Source organism: Streptomyces sp. NPDC018263 (assembly GCF_055562575.1).
In genome coordinates, this window is sequence record NZ_JBVHFA010000006.1 from 178,303 (window position 1) to 194,563 (window position 16,261).

The window sequence follows — 16,261 nt, forward strand, 5'->3', positions numbered from 1 at the left end:
CCGTACTGCCGGCGTTACGCGGTCTTCTGCTCGCCCTGGCCGCGCCCTCGGGAGTCGCGCGGGATCAGCGTCGGGTTGACGTTGGAGTGCACGACGTCGGCGGTGATGACCACGCGGGCCACGTCCTTGCGGGACGGCACCTCGTACATCACCGACATCAGCACCTCCTCCATGATGGCGCGCAGGCCGCGCGCGCCGGTCTGGCGGAGGATGGCCTGGTCGGCGATGGCCTCCAGCGCCTCACGCTCGAAGTCCAGCTCCACGCCGTCGAGTTCAAAAAGGCGCTGGTACTGCTTGACCAGCGCGTTGCGCGGCTCGACCAGGATCTTCAGCAGGGCCTCGCGGTCGAGGTTGTGCACCGAGGTGATGACCGGGAGACGGCCGATGAACTCGGGGATCATCCCGAACTTCACCAGGTCCTCGGGCATGATGTCCTCGAAGATGTCCTTGGCGGCCAGCTCGCGCTTGGAGCGGATGGTGGCGCCGAAGCCGATGCCCTTCGCGCCGGCCCGCGCCTCGATGATCTTCTCCAGGCCGGAGAAGGCACCGCCCACGATGAACAGCACGTTCGTCGTGTCGATCTGGATGAACTCCTGGTGCGGGTGCTTGCGTCCGCCCTGCGGCGGCACCGAGGCGGTGGTGCCCTCCAGGATCTTCAGCAGGGCCTGCTGGACGCCCTCGCCGCTCACATCGCGGGTGATCGACGGGTTTTCGCTCTTGCGGGCGACCTTGTCGATCTCGTCGATGTAGATGATGCCCGTCTCGGCCTTCTTGACGTCGTAGTCGGCGGCCTGGATGAGCTTCAGCAGGATGTTCTCGACGTCCTCGCCGACATAGCCCGCCTCGGTCAGCGCGGTGGCGTCCGCGATGGCGAAGGGGACGTTGAGCATGCGGGCCAGGGTCTGGGCGAGCAGCGTCTTGCCGGAGCCGGTGGGGCCGAGCAGGAGGATGTTGGACTTGGCCAGCTCGATGGCGTCCTCGCGGCTCTGGCCGCCGCCGTTCTCACCGGCCTGGACCCGCTTGTAGTGGTTGTACACCGCGACGGAGAGGGCCTTCTTGGCCGCTTCCTGGCCGACCACGTAGCTTTCGAGGAACTCGTAGATCTCGCGCGGCTTGGGGAGTTCCTCCCAGCGCACCTCGCTGGTCTCCGCGAGCTCTTCCTCGATGATCTCGTTGCAGAGGTCGATGCATTCGTCACAGATGTACACACCGGGACCTGCGATGAGCTTCTTGACCTGCTTCTGGCTCTTGCCGCAGAACGAGCACTTGAGCAGATCGCCGCCGTCACCGATGCGTGCCACGGTGTGCTTCCCCTTCGCCTGGGAGACGACTGGACACAGAACGGGTCCAACGACTCCTGGTGCTGCCTTATGTCGACGGTACCTTGCCGGGCCCCGTGTTCGGGCCCCCCTTGGCAGGGTTCACTTTGACGTGCACCCTGCCAAGAGGGCCCGGAAGTGCGCAACCGCGGTCAGCGGACCGCTTCGTTGTTCATCTTGCGGGTGGAGATGATCTGGTCGACGAGGCCGTACTGGAGCGCCTCCTCGGCCGTGAGGATCTTGTCGCGCTCGATGTCCTCGCGGATCTTGTCCAGCGGCTGGTTGGAGTGCTTCGCCAGCATGTCCTCGAGCTGCTCACGCATCCGGGTGAACTCCTTGGCGATGATCTCCAGGTCGGAGAGCTGACCGCGCCCGGTGGAGCCCGCCGGCTGGTGGATCAGCACGCGCGAGTTCGGCAGCGCCATGCGCTTGCCGGGGGTGCCGGCGGCGAGCAGGATGGCCGCGGCCGAGGCGGCCTGGCCCATGCACACCGTCTGGATGTCCGGCTTCACGAACTGCATGGTGTCGTAGATGGCCGTGAGGGCCGTCATGTCACCGCCGGGGCTGTTGATGTAGATCGAGATGTCCCGGTCGGGGTCCATCGACTCCAGGCACAGGAGCTGCGCCATGACGTCGTTGGCCGAGGCGTCGTCGATCTGGACGCCCAGGAAGATCACGCGCTCCTCGAAGAGCTTCGCGTACGGGTCGTACTCGCGGACGCCCTGGGAAGTGCGCTCGACGAAGCGGGGGATGATGTAACGGCTGTCGGGGCGCGGGCCCTCGTACATGCCGCTGGCGGCGCCGGGGAAGTCGTTCATGGGGTGTTCACCGTCCTGGTGGCGTGCTGGGAGCTGTCGGTGGCGTGCGTGCGGGGCGTGGCCGGGCCGCTCAGGCGCCGGTGCCGCCGCCTCCCGGGACACCCGAGGCGTGCGTGATGATCTCGTCGATGAGACCGTACTCCTTGGCCTCTTCCGGGGTGAACCAGCGGTCGCGGTCGCCGTCGCGGATGATCGCCTCCACCGTCTGACCGGAGTGCTGGGCGGTCAGCTCGGACATGCGCTTCTTCGTACGCAGCAGGTACTCGGCCTGGATCTTGATGTCCGAGACGGTACCGCCGAGGCCCGCGGAGCCCTGGTGCATCATGATGTCCGCGTGCGGCAGCGCGAAGCGCTTGCCGGCCGCGCCGCCGGTGAGCAGGAACTGGCCCATCGAGGCGGCCATGCCCATGGCGATGGTGACCACGTCGTTCGGGATGTACTGCATGGTGTCGTAGATCGCCATGCCGGCCGTCACCGAGCCGCCGGGGCTGTTGATGTAGAGGTAGATGTCCTTCTCGGGGTCGGCGGCGAGGAGGAGCAACTGTGCGGTGATCTTGTTGGCGATGTCGTCGTCGACCTGCTGGCCGAGGAAGATGATCCGCTCGCCCAGCAGCCGGTTGTAGACCTGGTCGCCGAGGCCACCACCGATGGAGGGCTCGCCGGCGGCGGTAGGCATCAGATTCGTCACGTATCCACCTGCTCGTCTTACGACGGCGCCGGGCCGTCTCACGTCGTCCTGCCGGGGGCTTGGCGGGGTCGGCTGACTCCCCTGCCCCCCGTATTCATGGACCCTAACGCTCTGGTCCCCCCGGTGAATCCCGCGGAAGCAGGTGTTCGCCGGGGGCGTAGTGCTGAGTGGTGATGCAGCAGGCCCCCGGGAGACACGCTCCCGGGGGCCTGCTGTCAGGTCGAGATGCCCGGGGCTCAGCCCTCGGTCTTCTCCTCGGCGGCCTCGGTGACCTCGGTGGTCTCCTCGGTCGCCTCGGTCTCCTCGTCCTCGTCGTCCAGGTCGACGATCTCGCCGTTGGTGTCCTTGACGGTGGCGGCCTCGACCACGACGGCCAGGGCCTTGCCGCGGGCGACCTCGCCGACGAGCAGCGGAACCTGGCCGCCCTCGACGACGGCCTGGGCGAACTGGTCGGGGGACATGCCGGAGGAGGCGGCGCGGCGCATGAGGTGCTCGGTGAGCTCCTCCTGGTTGACGCCCAGGTTCTCCTTCTTCACCAGCTCGTCGAGGACGAACTGGGTCTTGATGCCCTTGACCGCGGCCTCACGGGTCTCGGTGTCGAACTCCTCGGCGGTCTTGCCCTGGATCTCCAGGTACTTGTCGAGGGTCAGGCCCATCTGGCCGAGCTGGTGGTGCTCCAGGTTGTGCTTGCGGGTGTTGACCTCGTCCTCGAGGAGCTTCTCGGGGACGGGGACCTCGACCAGCTCGAGGAGCTTGTCGAGCACGCGCTCCTGGGCCTGGGTGGCCTGGTCGTACTGCTTCATGCTGGCCAGCCGCTTGGTGCTGTCGGCCTTCAGCTCGTCCAGGGTGTCGAACTCGGACGCGAGCTGCGCGAAGTCGTCGTCCAGCTCGGGCAGTTCGCGGGCGGCGACCTGGGTGACCTTGACGGTGACCTCGGCCTCGCGGCCGGCGGCGGAGCCGCCCTTCAGCTCGGAGGTGAAGGTGGCCTCCTCGCCGGCGGACAGGCCCTTGACGGCCTCGTCGATGCCGTCGAGCAGCTCGCCGGAGCCGATGGTGTAGGACACGCCGCTGGCGACGCCGTCCTCCAGCACCTCGCCGTCGACCTTGGCCTCCAGGTCGATCGTCACGACGTCGCCGTCCTCGGCGGCACGCTCGACCGGGGAGGTGGAGGCGAAGCGCTCACGGAGCTGCTCGACCGACTTCTCGACGTCCTCGTCGCTGACCTCGATGGCGTCGACCTCGACCTCGATGCCGGAGTAGTCCGGGATCTCCAGGGTCGGGCGGATGTCGACCTCGGCGGTGAAGTTCAGCGTCTCGCCGTCCTTCAGCTCGGTGATGTCGACCTCGGGCTGGCCCAGCGGGGTCAGCTCGGCCTCGTTGACCGCCTCGGTGTAGAACTTCGGGAGCGCGTCGTTGACGGCCTCCTCGAGCACCGCACCACGACCGAACCGCTGGTCGATGACCCGGGCCGGGATCTTGCCCTTGCGGAAGCCCTTCACCGTGACCTGCTGGTTGATCTTCTGGTACGCCGCGTCGAGGCTGTCCTTGAGCTCCTCGAAGGGCACCTCGACAGTGAGCCGAACCCGAGTCGGGTTCAGGGTCTCCACGGCGCTCTTCACGGTTCGGTCTCCTTGTGGCTGACATCTTGGGTTCTGCCGGAGCCAGACAGCCCCGGCGGATAGCCGCCCGGAGGAAGTAGCAGGCCATGAGGCCGGACACACGGGCGCGCAGCTTGCATAGTAACCGCAGCCGGTCAGCGCCCCAAAAGGCGATCTTCACGACACCGTGAGCCAGTGGTCGGGGTGGCGGGATTTGAACCCACGGCCTTCCGCTCCCAAAGCGGACGCGCTACCAAGCTGCGCCACACCCCGTCTGGTGCGAGTCGTAGGGTACATGCCCCGGCCGGGCGCGTCGCCGCACCAGGTTGGCCCGCACGCCGGGGGCTCAGCTAGGATGCCTCCAGTGCCGCGGTCACCGACGCGTGGCGCGCTCTCGCGGGCGTAGCTCAATGGTAGAGCCCTAGTCTTCCAAACTAGCTACGCGGGTTCGATTCCCGTCGCCCGCTCTTCATGGCTCAGGGGCCCGGCCGCCGTTCACGGCGGCGCCGGGCCCCTGAGTCGTTTCGCGCCGCCTCAGAAGCTGATGGAGTTGACCATCTCCGCTATCGAGTTGAGGAAGCGGCTGATGGAGGGCGCCATCCCGGTGGAGGCGAGGAAGAAGCCGAAGAGGATCGCCACGATGGCCGGGCCGGCCTTGATGTTCCCTCCCCGCATCAACACCACCAGGATGATCGCCAACAGCAGCACCACGGACAGTGAAATGGCCACAACTGATCACACCCTCGGTCGGTTCGCTCTCCCGGCCTGGAGGCACCGTGCAGCACACCTCCGCCAGAACCATCGTGCCACCAACCAGCCCTCTGTATGCGGCTAGTGACACATCGTCGGCCACCCGTCCCGGCACGGGGGTCGTCCCGGCCGCCAATTCGATGCCTCATCAGGGGCTATGGCGACGGTAATTGCCCAACATCATTTCCATACCCACACATCGCCGCGCGGGCCGTCGGGACGGGTAATTCGAATTGAGCGGGGACCGGTCGGCCATGACCCGATTCGGAGGGATGAATCGGTACATCGAGGGGCAAAGAACCGCTCTATTGTGCCCGTCATCACCCCGGTCCCGCAGGTAAGTTGCGCGATTTCCCGGGTATCCGGAGTCGATAAACGTGAATGACCTCGATGGTTTTACGGACTCCCACACGCGAGGCTAGGGTGCCTGAGATGTTCGACGCCTCCCCGTCCCCCGGTCAGACCCGCGCGCCGACGCTCCCGGCTGTCCAGCCGGTGCCGGAGAGATCCGCCAAGCAGCGCGACTCGTTCTTCGACAACGCCAAATACCTGGCGATCGTGCTGGTGGCGATGGGGCACTCATGGGAGGCGCTGTACGCCGACAGCCGCATCCTCCGATCGCTGTACATCTTCGTGTACACCTTCCACATGCCGGCGTTCATCATCATCTCCGGCTACTTCTCGCGCAGTTTCGACATGCGCCCGGACCGGCTGAAGCGGCTGATCACCGGCGTCGCGGTGCCGTACGTCGTCTTCGAGACGGTCTACTCCCTCTTCCGCGACCACTTCGGCCAGGACGGCGAGACCGGGATCACCCTGCTCGACCCGTACTTCCTGTCCTGGTTTCTGGTGGCGCTGTTCGTGTGGCGGCTGACGACCCCGCTGTGGAAGGTCGTGCGGTGGCCGCTGCCGCTGGCCCTCGCGATCGCCATGCTGGCGACCGTCTCCCCCGCGATCAGCAACGACCTGGACTTCCAGCGGCTGTTGCAGTTCCTGCCGTGCTTCGTGCTGGGGCTGTGCCTGAAGCCCGAGCACTTCCGGATGGTGCGCAGCCGCGCGATGCGCGTCGCCTCGGTGCCGGTCGTCGCGGGCGCGCTGGCCGTGGCGTGGCTGGTGGTGCCGCACATCGACTTCGGCTGGTTCTACCGCCGGGACGCCGCCCAGGAGATGGGCGCCCCGTGGTGGACCGGCCCGCTGATGACGCTGGCCCTGTTCGCCTGCTCGGTGGTGCTGACGGCCTGCTTCCTGGCCTGGGTGCCAGGGCGCCGGATGTGGTTCACCTCGCTGGGTGCGGGGACGATCTGCGGCTATCTCCTGCACGGCTTCGTCCTCAAGTACACCCGCTGGGACGGCTGGTACGACGCCCACTGGCTGCACAGCCCGCTCGGCGCGCTGCTGGTGACCTCGTTCGCGGTCACCGTCGTCACGCTGCTGTGCACGGCTCCGGTGCGGCGGGTGTTCCGGTGCGTGATGGAGCCGAAGATGGAGTGGGCGTTCAGGCAGGACCCCGCCCAGCAGGCGCGGGAGCGTCAACACGGCGGGCAGAAGCAGCCCGTACGGGAGAAGGCCGGCGTGTAGCGCCGACCCTCTCAGACCTGGCCGAGCAGTGCGCGCATCCGCGTGTACTTCTCGGCCAGTCGCGTTCGGGTCGGCTCGTCCAGTACCGCGAGACGGGCCGGGTCGGCGTTGTGGGCGAGGTCGGCGTGCTTGACCAGGGCGGCGCCCGGGGTGTCGAGGATGCGGCGGGCGTACTCCTCGGGCGGCTCGCCGGGGCGCTTGGTCAGGGCCAGCACGATGGCCTTGGTGCGCGGGGTGAGGGCGGCGCCGGCGAGCCACTCCTCGGTGAGCGCGTCGTCCTCGACGGCGTCGTGCAGCCAGGCCGCCGCGATCTGCTCCTCGTCACCGCCGCGTACCCGGACGCCCTCGGCGACGGCCGCGAGGTGTTCGGCGTACGGGCGGCCCGCCTTGTCGGTCTGGCCGGCGTGGGCGCGGCGGGCGAGGTCCTCGACCTGGGCCAGGGTGAGCGCAGTCATCGGCCCAGTCTCGCACCGGGGTTTCAGCGGACGGGCGCGGACGCCTCGCGGCAGATCAGCAGCAGCGCGCGGTCGTCGTTGACGTCCTTGGCGACGGCCTCGATGAGGTGCCAGGCGGCGCCGTGGAAGCCGCCGGCGACATAGCGGTCGGCCTCGCCGGTGAGGCGGTCGATGCCCTCGGCGATGTCCCGGTCACTGGCTTCCACCAGGCCGTCGGTGAAGAGCATCAGGACGTCTCCGGGGCGCAGGGTGCCCTTGGTGGAGTCGAACTGCCCCCCGTCGTACACCCCGAGGAGCGGGCCCTCGGCGGCCTTCTCCTCCCAGCGGCCGGTGCCCGCGCTGAGCTGGAGGCCCGGCGGGTGGCCCGCGGAGTACAGCTCGTAGTCGCCGGAGTCGAGGTCGAGCACCAGGTGGATGGAGGTGGCGAAGCCCTCGTCCCAGTCCTGGCGGAGCAGGTAGCCGTTGGCGGCGGGCAGGAAGGAGTGCGGGGGCAGCGAGCCGAGCAGGCCGCCGAAGGCACCGGACAGCAGCAGGGCGCGGGAACCGGCGTCCATGCCCTTGCCGGAGACGTCGGTGAGGACGACCTCCAGGGTGCGGCCGCCGTTGGTGCGGGCGGCGACGACGAAGTCACCGGAGAAGGACTGGCCGCCCGCCGGACGCAGGGCCATCTCGTGGTGCCAGCCCCTGGGCAGCTTGGGCAACTCGCTCTGGGCGCGGATGCGTTCGCGCAGGTCGAAGAGCATGGTGCCGCCGCGCCGCCAGGGCACGCCGACCCGGCTGCGGAACTGCGCGGTCAGCAGCCCGAAGAACCCGCAGGCGGCGACGACCAGCACGATGCCGGGGGTGACCCTGGAGGGGCCCTCGGTGTACGGGCCGAGCCGCACCGACTCCACGATGAGGGCGGCGGCGGCCGTGGCGTACAGGCCGAGCAGGCTGGCGGGGCGCAGTACCAGGCCGCCCGCGACGATCGGGATGACCAGGGTGGCCGGGGAGCACCAGACGGAGTTGGCCAGTGTGAGGGCCATGAGCGCGGGAATGGTGAGGAGCAGGCCGACCAGGGCGATCCAGTCGGGGCCGTCGCCGCGGAAGTAGTCGACCGCGCTTCTGCGCAGCGCGACGCGGACCCGGTGCCACTCCATCTTCCACCGGGCCGTGAACGTCTCGGCCTTCGCGCGCCGTTCTCGTCCTGCTGCCATCAGTTCGGGACCCTATCCATCCAGCCGGCCGCATGGCACGGGAGGTCCCACTTGTCCCCCGTGCGGGGCTCACTTCGCGTTTCGACCACGCGGTCCGAGTACACAGTGAACGGCACGGGAGGCCGTCCGCGCTGCCACCCGGCGGAAATTCCCGGCCCTTCCGGGCGGCAGGCTGCGCTTACCCGCAGGACAGAACGGGGCGCACGACCGGTTCACGGAGGCGCACGGGGCGCACGAGGTCAGCGGAGCTGGCAGGCCGGGCACCAGAAGAGGTTGCGGGCGGCGAGGCCGGCGGTACGGATCTCGGAGCCGCAGACGTGACAGGGCAGGGTGGCCCGGCGGTAGACGTAGACCTCGCCGCCGTGGTCGTCGACGCGGGGCGGGCGGCCCATCGCGTCGGGGGTGTGCTCGGGGCGGACGGTGTCGATGCGGCCCAGGCGTACGCCCTCGCGCATCAGCGCCACCAGGTCGGCCCAGATCGCGTCCCACTCGGACCGGGTGAGGTCGCGGCCGGCGCGGTAGGGGTCGATGCCGTGCCGGAAGAGGACCTCGGCGCGGTAGACGTTGCCGACGCCGGCGATGACCTTCTGGTCCATCAGCAGGGCGGCGACCGAGGTGCGGCTGCGCCTGATCCGCTCCCAGGCGGCGGCCGGGTCGGCGTCGGGGCGCAGCGGGTCGGGGCCGAGGCGGTCGTGGACGGCGCTCTTCTCGGCGTCGGTGATCAGCGCGCACGTGGTGGGGCCGCGCAGGTCGACGTACCCGGTGTCGTTGGCCAGGCGGAGGCGGACGGTGTCGGTGGGCGGGGGCGCGGGGGCCGGGCCGAAGGCGACCTTGCCGAAGAGGCCGAGGTGGATGTGGACCCAGTCGCTGTCGCGGAAGCCGAGGAAGAGGTGCTTGCCGTGGGCGTCGGTGGTGGTCAGCCCGGCGCCGGTCAGCAGCTCGGCGGCGTCGGCGAACTTGCCCTGCGGGCTGGTCACCAGCGGGGCGGTGCCGGCGAAGCGCTCGGCGTAGTCCCGCGCCAGCCGGTGGATCGTGTGCCCTTCCGGCACGGCCGGGTCCTTCCTGGGATGACAGGGGCCCCCGCCGTATCGGCACGGCGGGGGCGGCAAGGCGTTACTGCTGGGGGTGGTGTGCCGGGATGGGCGGGAGGTCGCCGGTGTTCTCGTACTCCGTCAGCATGTCGATGCGGCGGGCGTGGCGCTCCTCGCCGGTGAACGGGGTGTTCAGGAAGATCTCGACGAACTTGGTCGCCTCGTCCTCGGTGTGCTGCCGGGCGCCGACGGCGATGACGTTGGCGTCGTTGTGCTCGCGGCCGAGTGCGGCGGTCGCCTCGCTCCAGGCGAGGACGGCGCGCACCCCCTTGACCTTGTTCGCGGCGATCTGCTCGCCGTTGCCGGAGCCGCCGATGACGACGCCGAGGGAGCCGGGGTCGGCCACCGTGCGCTCAGCCGCCCGGAGGCAGAAGGGCGGGTAGTCGTCCTGGGCGTCGTAGATGTGCGGCCCGCAGTCGACGGGCTCGTGCCCCGCCGCCTTCAGCCACTCGACGAGGTGGTTCTTGAGTTCGTAGCCCGCATGGTCGGAGCCGAGATACACGCGCATGGACCGAGTGTGTCACGCCCGATTCCGGGCAGCAGCTCCGGGTTCGATCGGAGATATGTGAGACAGGCCATAGAACCTCAAGGAAACCTCAAGTAACAATCCGGATTCAGAGGTTCCCGATTTCGTTCCCCTCAGATTCACTGGACCGCCTCGTACACCGCTCGTGCGAGACCCCGTACGACGCCGTACGACTGTTTCGGCGTCGGTACGGGAACCGCTCCACCTGGCGCAAAGGAATTCCCTCCATGTCCCATGGTTCCGGGCTGCAAGCAGGTCTCAAGAACCGCCACCTTTCGATGATCGCCATCGGAGGTGTGATCGGTGCCGGCCTTTTCGTCGGCTCCAGCACGGGTATCGCCACGGCGGGCCCCGGCATCCTGCTGTCCTACGCCCTCGTCGGCACGCTCGTCGTCCTCGTGATGCGGATGCTCGGCGAGATGTCCGCCGCGAACCCGACCTCCGGGTCGTTCTCCGCGCACGCCGACCGTGCGCTCGGCCGCTGGGCCGGGTTCTCCATCGGCTGGCTGTACTGGTTCTTCTGGGTCGTGGTGCTCGCCGTCGAGGCGACGGCCGGCGCCAAGATCCTGGAGGGCTGGATACCGGCCGTCCCGCAGTGGGGCTGGGCGCTGATCGTGATGCTGGTGCTCACGGCCACCAACCTGGTCTCGGTGGGCTCCTACGGTGAGTTCGAGTTCTGGTTCGCCGGGATCAAGGTCGTCGCGATCGGCGCGTTCATCGTGGTCGGCCTGCTGGCGATCTTCGGTGTGCTGCCGGGTGTCCACAGCGACAAGGCGAGCCTGTCCAACCTGACCGCGCACGGGGGCTTCCTGCCGCACGGGCCGGGCGCGATCCTCACCGGTGTGCTGCTGGTCGTCTTCTCCTTCATGGGCTCCGAGATCGCCACGCTGGCGGCCGGTGAGTCGGAGAACCCGCAGCGTGCGGTCACCAAGTCGACCAACAGCATCATCTGGCGCATCGCGGTGTTCTACCTGGGCTCGATCCTCGTCGTGGTCTCGCTGCTGCCGTGGAACGACCCGTCGATCAAGACCGACGGTTCCTACGTCGCCGCGCTGAACTCCCTCGGTATCGCGCACGCCGGTGAGATCATGAACTTCATCGTGCTGACCTCGGTGCTGTCCTGTCTGAACTCGGGTCTGTACACCGCGTCCCGCATGGCGTTCTCGCTCGGTGAGCGGGGTGACGCGCCGAAGATGTTCGCGAAGACCAACTCCCGCGGTGTGCCGATGGCCGCGATCCTGTCCTCGGTGCTGTTCGGCTTCGTCGCGGTGTTCTTCAACTACAAGTTCCCCGACTCGGTCTTCCTCTTCCTGGTCAACTCCAGCGGCGCGGTCGCGCTCTTCGTCTGGCTGGTCATCTGCTTCTCGCAGCTCCGGATGCGGAAGATCATCCAGCGGGAGGCGCCGGAGAAGCTCGTCGTGAAGATGTGGCTGTACCCGTACCTGACGTGGGCCACGGCCGCGATGATCCTCTTCGTCCTCGGCTACATGCTGACCGACACGGAGGGCGAGAGCAGTGGCCGTACGACCGTGCTGCTGTCCCTCGGCGTGGCCGCGGTGGTGATCGTCACCGCTCTGGTCAAGGAGAAGGTCGCCGCCGGGCGGAAGGCTCCGGCGGTGGCGGAGGAGCAGGCGGACGAGGTGGCGGTCGGCTGACGGTCGCGCTGACGCGGCGAGACACGTGAGAGGGGAGGAGGCCCGGTGCGGGCTTCCTCCCCTCTTCCGTGGTGCTTCCGTCGTGCTTCCGTTGTGCGGTGTCGCGTCTCACGTTGTGCGGTGTCGCCGACTGATCATCCGCCGGACCGTATACCGAGCCAGATCCCCAGGCAGGTCATGAACGGCAGAGTGACGAGGATCCTGATCTTCAAGGACACGGGAAGAGACGGCAGATCGTCTTTCGGCACACCCGCCTCCCGGGCCACGACCCGAGGGACCAGGCTCTTGTGCTGACCGGCGATGGCCAGCGGAAGACCGATCATCACCCCGGTGAACGCCCCCAGGTACGCCGGAGCGTCGCGGCAGTCCCTGGCGTAGAAGACCGCCACCAGCACACCGATCATCAAGGGCCCCACCAGGACCGACCGTGTCGTCTTCGGCGTCGGCATCAACCGCGGGTACACGGCCAGATAGACGATCGCCGCCACCACGGCGGCAGCCCACCACACCACCACCGGCAGCACATCCGAATCCACAGCAAACACTCCTTGGACGAACCGCCTGGCCGCGCGGCACGACCGGCCCGCGCAGTCAGACACTTTCACAGCCGCAGGTCAACCGGACCCGTCAGTCCTCGAACCACTCGACGATCGGCGTGACCAGCTTGGTGCCGACGGCCGAGGCGATCACCTTCGTGCCTTCCGCAGCCGCCTCGATCGGGGCGCTCATGCCTTCGGTGAGCACACCGAGCGCGAAGGTCCCGGCGGCAGCCTGGAACTTGCTGCTGCCGAACCCGTCGGTGTACGCGTAGATGCCGGCCTGGATACCTATGACCGCCACCGAGGCCATTCCCAGAGGCAGTGACAGCTCCTCGGCGCCCGGGATGAGGAGGCATGCGGCCGAGGCGACACCGAGGCCGAAGCTGACCCAGTGCAGGGCCTCGGCGAACTCCCGCATCTCCTCCTTGTCCTGCTCGTCCTTGCCGGGGGCGTCGATGCGGTCGTTCTCCGAGGTGTCCGCGGGGTTGACGCCGCTCTCCTGGGCGTCGAGAGCCTTCTGCTTCGCCTCCGCCGCCTTGGCTATCTGCTCCTGCCGGCGCTTCTCGTATGCGATCGCCGTCGCGTCGCTGGCCGCCTTGGCGGCGGTGTCGGCGTCCGCTTGCGCGTCGAGCTTGGACTGACGAGCGCTGGCGGCCGATGCCTGGGCGCTGTCCGAGGAGGCCACAGCCACGCGGGCGGACGCCACGGCCTGGTTCGCGTAGTAATTGGCCTGGCGGGCGGCGCCCCGTGCGGTGGCAGCCGCGTTGGCCGCCTTCGTGGCCGACGCCGCCGCCGCGGCGGCGGACTGGTCCGCGTCGTTGGCGTTGGCCAGGGCTTCCTGGGCGTAATCGGCGGCCTGATCCGCCGAGTCCTGCGCCTTCTGGGCCCAGTCGGCCGCTTCCGCCGCCGCGTTGCGGGCCAGGGCCGCTGCCTGGCTGGCCGTCGCCGCGTCCTGCTGGGCCTTCGCTGCGATGTGCGCCGCGTTCGCGATGGCGGCGAGGACGGCCGCCACGTGGGTGGCGGTGTCATGGTCCAGTTGGGCGGCCTTGTGCTGGATGCGGTGCACGAACTCGCGCCGCATCCAGGAGGCACCCTGCATGACCACCTGGCCGCCGGCCGTGACGTTGGCGCCGGCACCGTTCATGATCGAGAGAGTGGCGACCCGGTCGTCCTCGAACTGAGCCGTGCGGAAGCCCCCGAGGACGAAGTCCCGCAGGGCCTGCATGCTGCCGTCGTTCAGAGCGGCGTTGCCCGCGGCGGTGACGGCCGGTCCGGCCCCGTTCATGGTGCGGAGAACGGCTGCGCGGTAGTCATCGGCCTGGATGTCGATGATGTCCTTGGTGAGGAACGTCCGTACGACAGCGGGGTCGTTCTGCCGCAGCGTCGCCAGGCAGGCGTCGGCCACCGTCACCGAGCCGACCTGTGCCAGGCCCAGCACGGTCTCGCGGTCGTCCTGATCCTGGGCCAGTTGCCGGTCCGCGTCCAGCCACGCCAGGACGTCGCTGTCGCCGCCGGACAGGGCGAACTCCGCCGAGGAGCGCGTCCAGGTGCCCTGGCTGGAGAGCAGGTTCATCGCCGCCTTGCGGCCGTGCACGACGGCGGTCGGGTGATCGCCGCTGTCGTACGCCGTCTTGGCCTGGGCGAGCAGGTCCTTGGTCTCCTGGGTGGTGCGCTGGGACTCCGTGAGCGTCGTCAACTGCTGGTCGAGGCGGAGCTGTTCGTCCGCGGCCAGCAGCTTGGCCTGGTCGATGCCCTGGTCCTGGTCGCCCGCGATCTTGGCGGCCTCGGCGTCCCGGGCCGCCTGCTCCACGTTCCGGGCGTTCTCCACCGACTGCGAGGCGAGGTTGGCGGCCGCGATCGCGGCGTTCGCGTGCTGGGTGGACTTGTTGGCGTAGTCGAGCGCCTCACCCGCGTGCGCCGCCGCGTCGTCGGCCGCGTCCGCGGCGGCGTCGGCGTGATCGGCGGCGGCCCTGGCCGCGTCGCGTGCCTGACCGGCGGCCGTGGCCGCCGTGTCGGCGAGGCTCGCCGCGCGGTTCGCGGCAGCGGTGGCCTGGGCCGCGGCGGCGTTCGCGGTGGCGGCGGCGGCCTTCGCGCGGTTCGCCTGGGCGGTGGCCGCGCCGGCGGAGACGGCTGCCGCCGCCGCGGCGCTGGCGGCGGCGGCCGCATCCTGGGCGGTCGCCGCGGCGGCGTTACCGGCGGCCTTCGCCTGCGCCGCGGCGTTCTTCGCGGCATCGGTGACATCAGCGATCTTGCGGGCACTGGCCGCGGCGTTACGGGCGGCGACCGCCGCGTTCTTGGCGTCGTTCGCCTTGCTCGCGTCCTTGGACGCGGCGGTGGCGGCGTTGTAGGCCCTCGCGGCCGCCTGTCCCGCTGCCGCGGCGGCGGCAGCGGCGGCCGACGCCGCCGACGCGGCGTTACGCGCGGCGGACACCGCGGTGTTGGAGGCTCCGATGGCGACGCGGGCGGCCTCCGCCGCTCCCTTGGCGGCCTCCGCCGCCCGGTTCGCCGCCGCACCGGACTTCAGTACGTCCGCCTTCGCCGCCTCGGCCTCGGCCGCCGCCTTCTGAGCGGCCGCCTTGGCCTGCGCCGCGGCTTCCTGCGCCCGTTCCGACGCCTCCTTGGCGGCGTCCGTCTCCCTCCGGGCCTGGGCCCCGGCCCACTTGACCACGTTGACGAGCTGGGTGACGGTGAGCGTCTCCAGGTCCCGGGCACGGGAGACGTGCTGGCCCGTCTTGAGCCACTCGTGGACGTCGTCCACCGTGCCGTTGAGCGCGCGCTGCCCGGTCGTCTTCACCTCGGGCCCGGCCGTGGCGAGGATCTGCAGGACGGTGAACCGCTCGTCCTCCTGGCGGGCGGTGTACTGGCCCTGTGCGAGGAACGTGTCCAGCGCCTCGGTGGTACCGGCGTTCAGCGCGTTCTGGGCGGCGGTCTGCACCGCCTTGCCGCCGTTGTTCATCAGCGTCAGGACGGCGACCCGCTTGTCGTCGTTCAGGGGCGCCTGGAAACCGGAGTCGAGGAAGGCTCGCACGTCCGCGTCGGTGCCCGCCAGCGCGGTGATCGCCGCTGCGCGTACGCCGATGCCGCCCCACCCGATGGCCTTCATCACGGCGACGCGGTTGTCCTCGGCCACCTTGCCCGGCAGCACGTTGGCCAGGAAATCCTGGATGTCGGCGTCGGTGCCGACGAGGGCCCGGGCGGCCGCGTCACGGGTGGCCGTGCCCCCCGTCTGCCACGCCTGCACGACCTTCGCTCTGTCCGTGTCCGGCAGCGTGCTCGCGTCGGGATCGTCGGCCGCCAGCGCGGGCGCGGCCGAGACGAGGTCGAATCCGAGGGCGGAGACCGCCACCATCGCGGTGCCCCCACCGACGACCGAGCGAAGGAAATTCCGCCGGCTCCACTGCTTCACGCTCATCTGCTGACCACGTCTCCATTTCTCACCCTTGGATGGACCCCCCACGGGCAACTCACAACCCTGCGGTCCAATCGGCGCCCAAGAATCACACGAGCACTTGCGAATTCATACGAGAGACCGAGTTCGTTTACCGAATCCAGAAGATCGACGGCAGCAAAGACGGTGATACCGATCAAAATCCCCAGCAGAACTTCCAGGCCCGCCAATCCGGGCAATTCGATACGTCACTTTTTCGCCACCCTCCCCTCCGCCCCTCGCACGAGGTCGACCGGATCTGCACACAACCGTGAGCCAGTACACAGGCAACTGCCGCCCTATGTGCCGTTTTGACGGTATGTCTGAAGCTGGACAAAGACCGGATGATGCGGTTCCATGACCCGGCCAAGGATCTTGTCGCCCGCTTCCGTCCGTGCACGACAAAGCGAATGACGAACTCTTTGGACTTTTATTTCCGCGGCCATTGAAGGCCGCCGATCCGGGGGGATCTCGCGTATGCACGCACGCAAAGCGTTTTCCGCACGCAGGGAAGCCGACGGAATTTTGCAATTCCGTGGGTTGCACCTCCGGCCGGACGGCGCCTTCACTTCCCGCTGTCATTCCACGTTCCGGGCCAATCACCGGAACCGACGACTAGGA

The 16,261-nt window shown here is 69.1% G+C and carries 13 protein-coding genes and 2 tRNA genes; 3 read left to right on the plus strand and 12 right to left on the minus strand.

What is annotated here, in order from left to right; translation table 11 throughout:
• Positions 1 to 14: 14 nt before the first annotated feature.
• The 5 genes from clpX to ACZ3HQ_RS18925 form a co-directional block, all read right to left on the minus strand.
• Positions 15 to 1,301 carry an ATP-dependent Clp protease ATP-binding subunit ClpX gene (clpX, locus tag ACZ3HQ_RS18905; protein WP_164190954.1) on the minus strand — a complete coding sequence of 429 codons (1,287 nt, stop codon included), beginning with the start codon at positions 1,299 to 1,301 and terminating at the stop codon, positions 15 to 17.
• A gap of 170 nt (positions 1,302 to 1,471) precedes the next feature.
• The gene (locus tag ACZ3HQ_RS18910; RefSeq protein ID WP_161189721.1) at positions 1,472 to 2,137 is read right to left on the minus strand and encodes an ATP-dependent Clp protease proteolytic subunit; all 666 of its coding nucleotides are present in this window, start codon (positions 2,135 to 2,137) and stop codon (positions 1,472 to 1,474) included.
• A gap of 70 nt (positions 2,138 to 2,207) precedes the next feature.
• Positions 2,208 to 2,813 (minus strand): ATP-dependent Clp protease proteolytic subunit, encoded by a 606-nt coding sequence (locus tag ACZ3HQ_RS18915; RefSeq protein ID WP_031182283.1) that lies wholly within the window; start codon positions 2,811 to 2,813, stop codon positions 2,208 to 2,210.
• Positions 2,814 to 3,061: 248 nt separating this feature from the next.
• The gene (gene tig, locus ACZ3HQ_RS18920; protein WP_467512293.1) at positions 3,062 to 4,444 is read right to left on the minus strand and encodes a trigger factor; all 1,383 of its coding nucleotides are present in this window, start codon (positions 4,442 to 4,444) and stop codon (positions 3,062 to 3,064) included.
• Between the two features lie 175 nt (positions 4,445 to 4,619).
• Positions 4,620 to 4,696 (minus strand) — tRNA-Pro (locus ACZ3HQ_RS18925).
• A gap of 123 nt (positions 4,697 to 4,819) precedes the next feature.
• On the opposite strand from ACZ3HQ_RS18925, the gene ACZ3HQ_RS18930 reads away from it, so the two are divergent.
• A tRNA-Gly gene (locus ACZ3HQ_RS18930) sits at positions 4,820 to 4,890 on the plus strand.
• A gap of 67 nt (positions 4,891 to 4,957) precedes the next feature.
• On the opposite strand, the gene ACZ3HQ_RS18935 is transcribed toward ACZ3HQ_RS18930, so the two are convergent.
• A complete protein-coding gene (locus ACZ3HQ_RS18935; RefSeq protein ID WP_030814126.1) occupies positions 4,958 to 5,152 on the minus strand; it encodes a hypothetical protein in 195 nt (64 codons plus the stop codon).
• Between the two features lie 453 nt (positions 5,153 to 5,605).
• Between ACZ3HQ_RS18935 and ACZ3HQ_RS18940 the strand changes: the two genes are divergently transcribed.
• Complete coding sequence (locus tag ACZ3HQ_RS18940) at positions 5,606 to 6,751, plus strand: acyltransferase family protein (RefSeq protein ID WP_467512295.1); 1,146 nt, start codon at positions 5,606 to 5,608, stop codon at positions 6,749 to 6,751.
• An 11-nt stretch (positions 6,752 to 6,762) separates the two neighbouring features.
• Here the strand turns inward: ACZ3HQ_RS18940 and ACZ3HQ_RS18945 are convergent, their stop codons facing one another.
• The 4 genes from ACZ3HQ_RS18945 to ACZ3HQ_RS18960 all read right to left on the minus strand — a co-directional run bounded on the left by ACZ3HQ_RS18945 (position 6,763) and on the right by ACZ3HQ_RS18960 (position 10,001).
• Entirely contained in the window at positions 6,763 to 7,206 is a 444-nt protein-coding gene (locus tag ACZ3HQ_RS18945) for an HD domain-containing protein (RefSeq protein WP_467512297.1), read from the minus strand.
• A 23-nt stretch (positions 7,207 to 7,229) separates the two neighbouring features.
• Entirely contained in the window at positions 7,230 to 8,402 is a 1,173-nt protein-coding gene (locus tag ACZ3HQ_RS18950; RefSeq protein ID WP_366572722.1) for a PP2C family protein-serine/threonine phosphatase, read from the minus strand.
• 239 nt (positions 8,403 to 8,641) lie between these two features.
• Positions 8,642 to 9,451, minus strand: coding sequence for an Fpg/Nei family DNA glycosylase (locus ACZ3HQ_RS18955; protein ID WP_467512300.1), 810 nt, complete (start codon positions 9,449 to 9,451; stop codon positions 8,642 to 8,644).
• Positions 9,452 to 9,515: 64 nt separating this feature from the next.
• On the minus strand, positions 9,516 to 10,001 hold the full coding sequence (locus tag ACZ3HQ_RS18960) for a ribose-5-phosphate isomerase (protein ID WP_467512302.1): 486 nt from the start codon (positions 9,999 to 10,001) through the stop codon (positions 9,516 to 9,518).
• A gap of 245 nt (positions 10,002 to 10,246) precedes the next feature.
• On the opposite strand from ACZ3HQ_RS18960, the gene ACZ3HQ_RS18965 reads away from it, so the two are divergent.
• The gene (locus ACZ3HQ_RS18965) at positions 10,247 to 11,674 is read left to right on the plus strand and encodes an amino acid permease (protein ID WP_467512304.1); all 1,428 of its coding nucleotides are present in this window, start codon (positions 10,247 to 10,249) and stop codon (positions 11,672 to 11,674) included.
• Positions 11,675 to 11,808: 134 nt separating this feature from the next.
• Here the strand turns inward: ACZ3HQ_RS18965 and ACZ3HQ_RS18970 are convergent, their stop codons facing one another.
• Complete coding sequence (locus tag ACZ3HQ_RS18970; protein ID WP_467512306.1) at positions 11,809 to 12,210, minus strand: hypothetical protein; 402 nt, start codon at positions 12,208 to 12,210, stop codon at positions 11,809 to 11,811.
• 91 nt (positions 12,211 to 12,301) lie between these two features.
• Positions 12,302 to 15,625, minus strand: coding sequence for an ALF repeat-containing protein (locus ACZ3HQ_RS18975; protein ID WP_467512308.1), 3,324 nt, complete (start codon positions 15,623 to 15,625; stop codon positions 12,302 to 12,304).
• Between the last annotated feature and the right edge of the window lie 636 nt (positions 15,626 to 16,261).

Excerpts from the sequence above, each read along its gene's own strand:
- ACZ3HQ_RS18950 (WP_366572722.1), bottom strand. The coding sequence starts at position 8,402 with ATGGCAGCAGGACGAGAACGGCGCGCGAAGGCCGAGACGTTCACGGCC.
- ACZ3HQ_RS18960 (WP_467512302.1), bottom strand. The coding sequence starts at position 10,001 with ATGCGCGTGTATCTCGGCTCCGACCATGCGGGCTACGAACTCAAGAAC.
- ACZ3HQ_RS18910 (WP_161189721.1), bottom strand. The coding sequence starts at position 2,137 with ATGAACGACTTCCCCGGCGCCGCCAGCGGCATGTACGAGGGCCCGCGC.
- ACZ3HQ_RS18945 (WP_467512297.1), bottom strand. The coding sequence starts at position 7,206 with ATGACTGCGCTCACCCTGGCCCAGGTCGAGGACCTCGCCCGCCGCGCC.
- ACZ3HQ_RS18940 (WP_467512295.1), top strand. The coding sequence starts at position 5,606 with ATGTTCGACGCCTCCCCGTCCCCCGGTCAGACCCGCGCGCCGACGCTC.
- ACZ3HQ_RS18915 (WP_031182283.1), bottom strand. The coding sequence starts at position 2,813 with ATGCCTACCGCCGCCGGCGAGCCCTCCATCGGTGGTGGCCTCGGCGAC.
- ACZ3HQ_RS18975 (WP_467512308.1), bottom strand. The coding sequence starts at position 15,625 with ATGAGCGTGAAGCAGTGGAGCCGGCGGAATTTCCTTCGCTCGGTCGTC.
- ACZ3HQ_RS18965 (WP_467512304.1), top strand. The coding sequence starts at position 10,247 with ATGTCCCATGGTTCCGGGCTGCAAGCAGGTCTCAAGAACCGCCACCTT.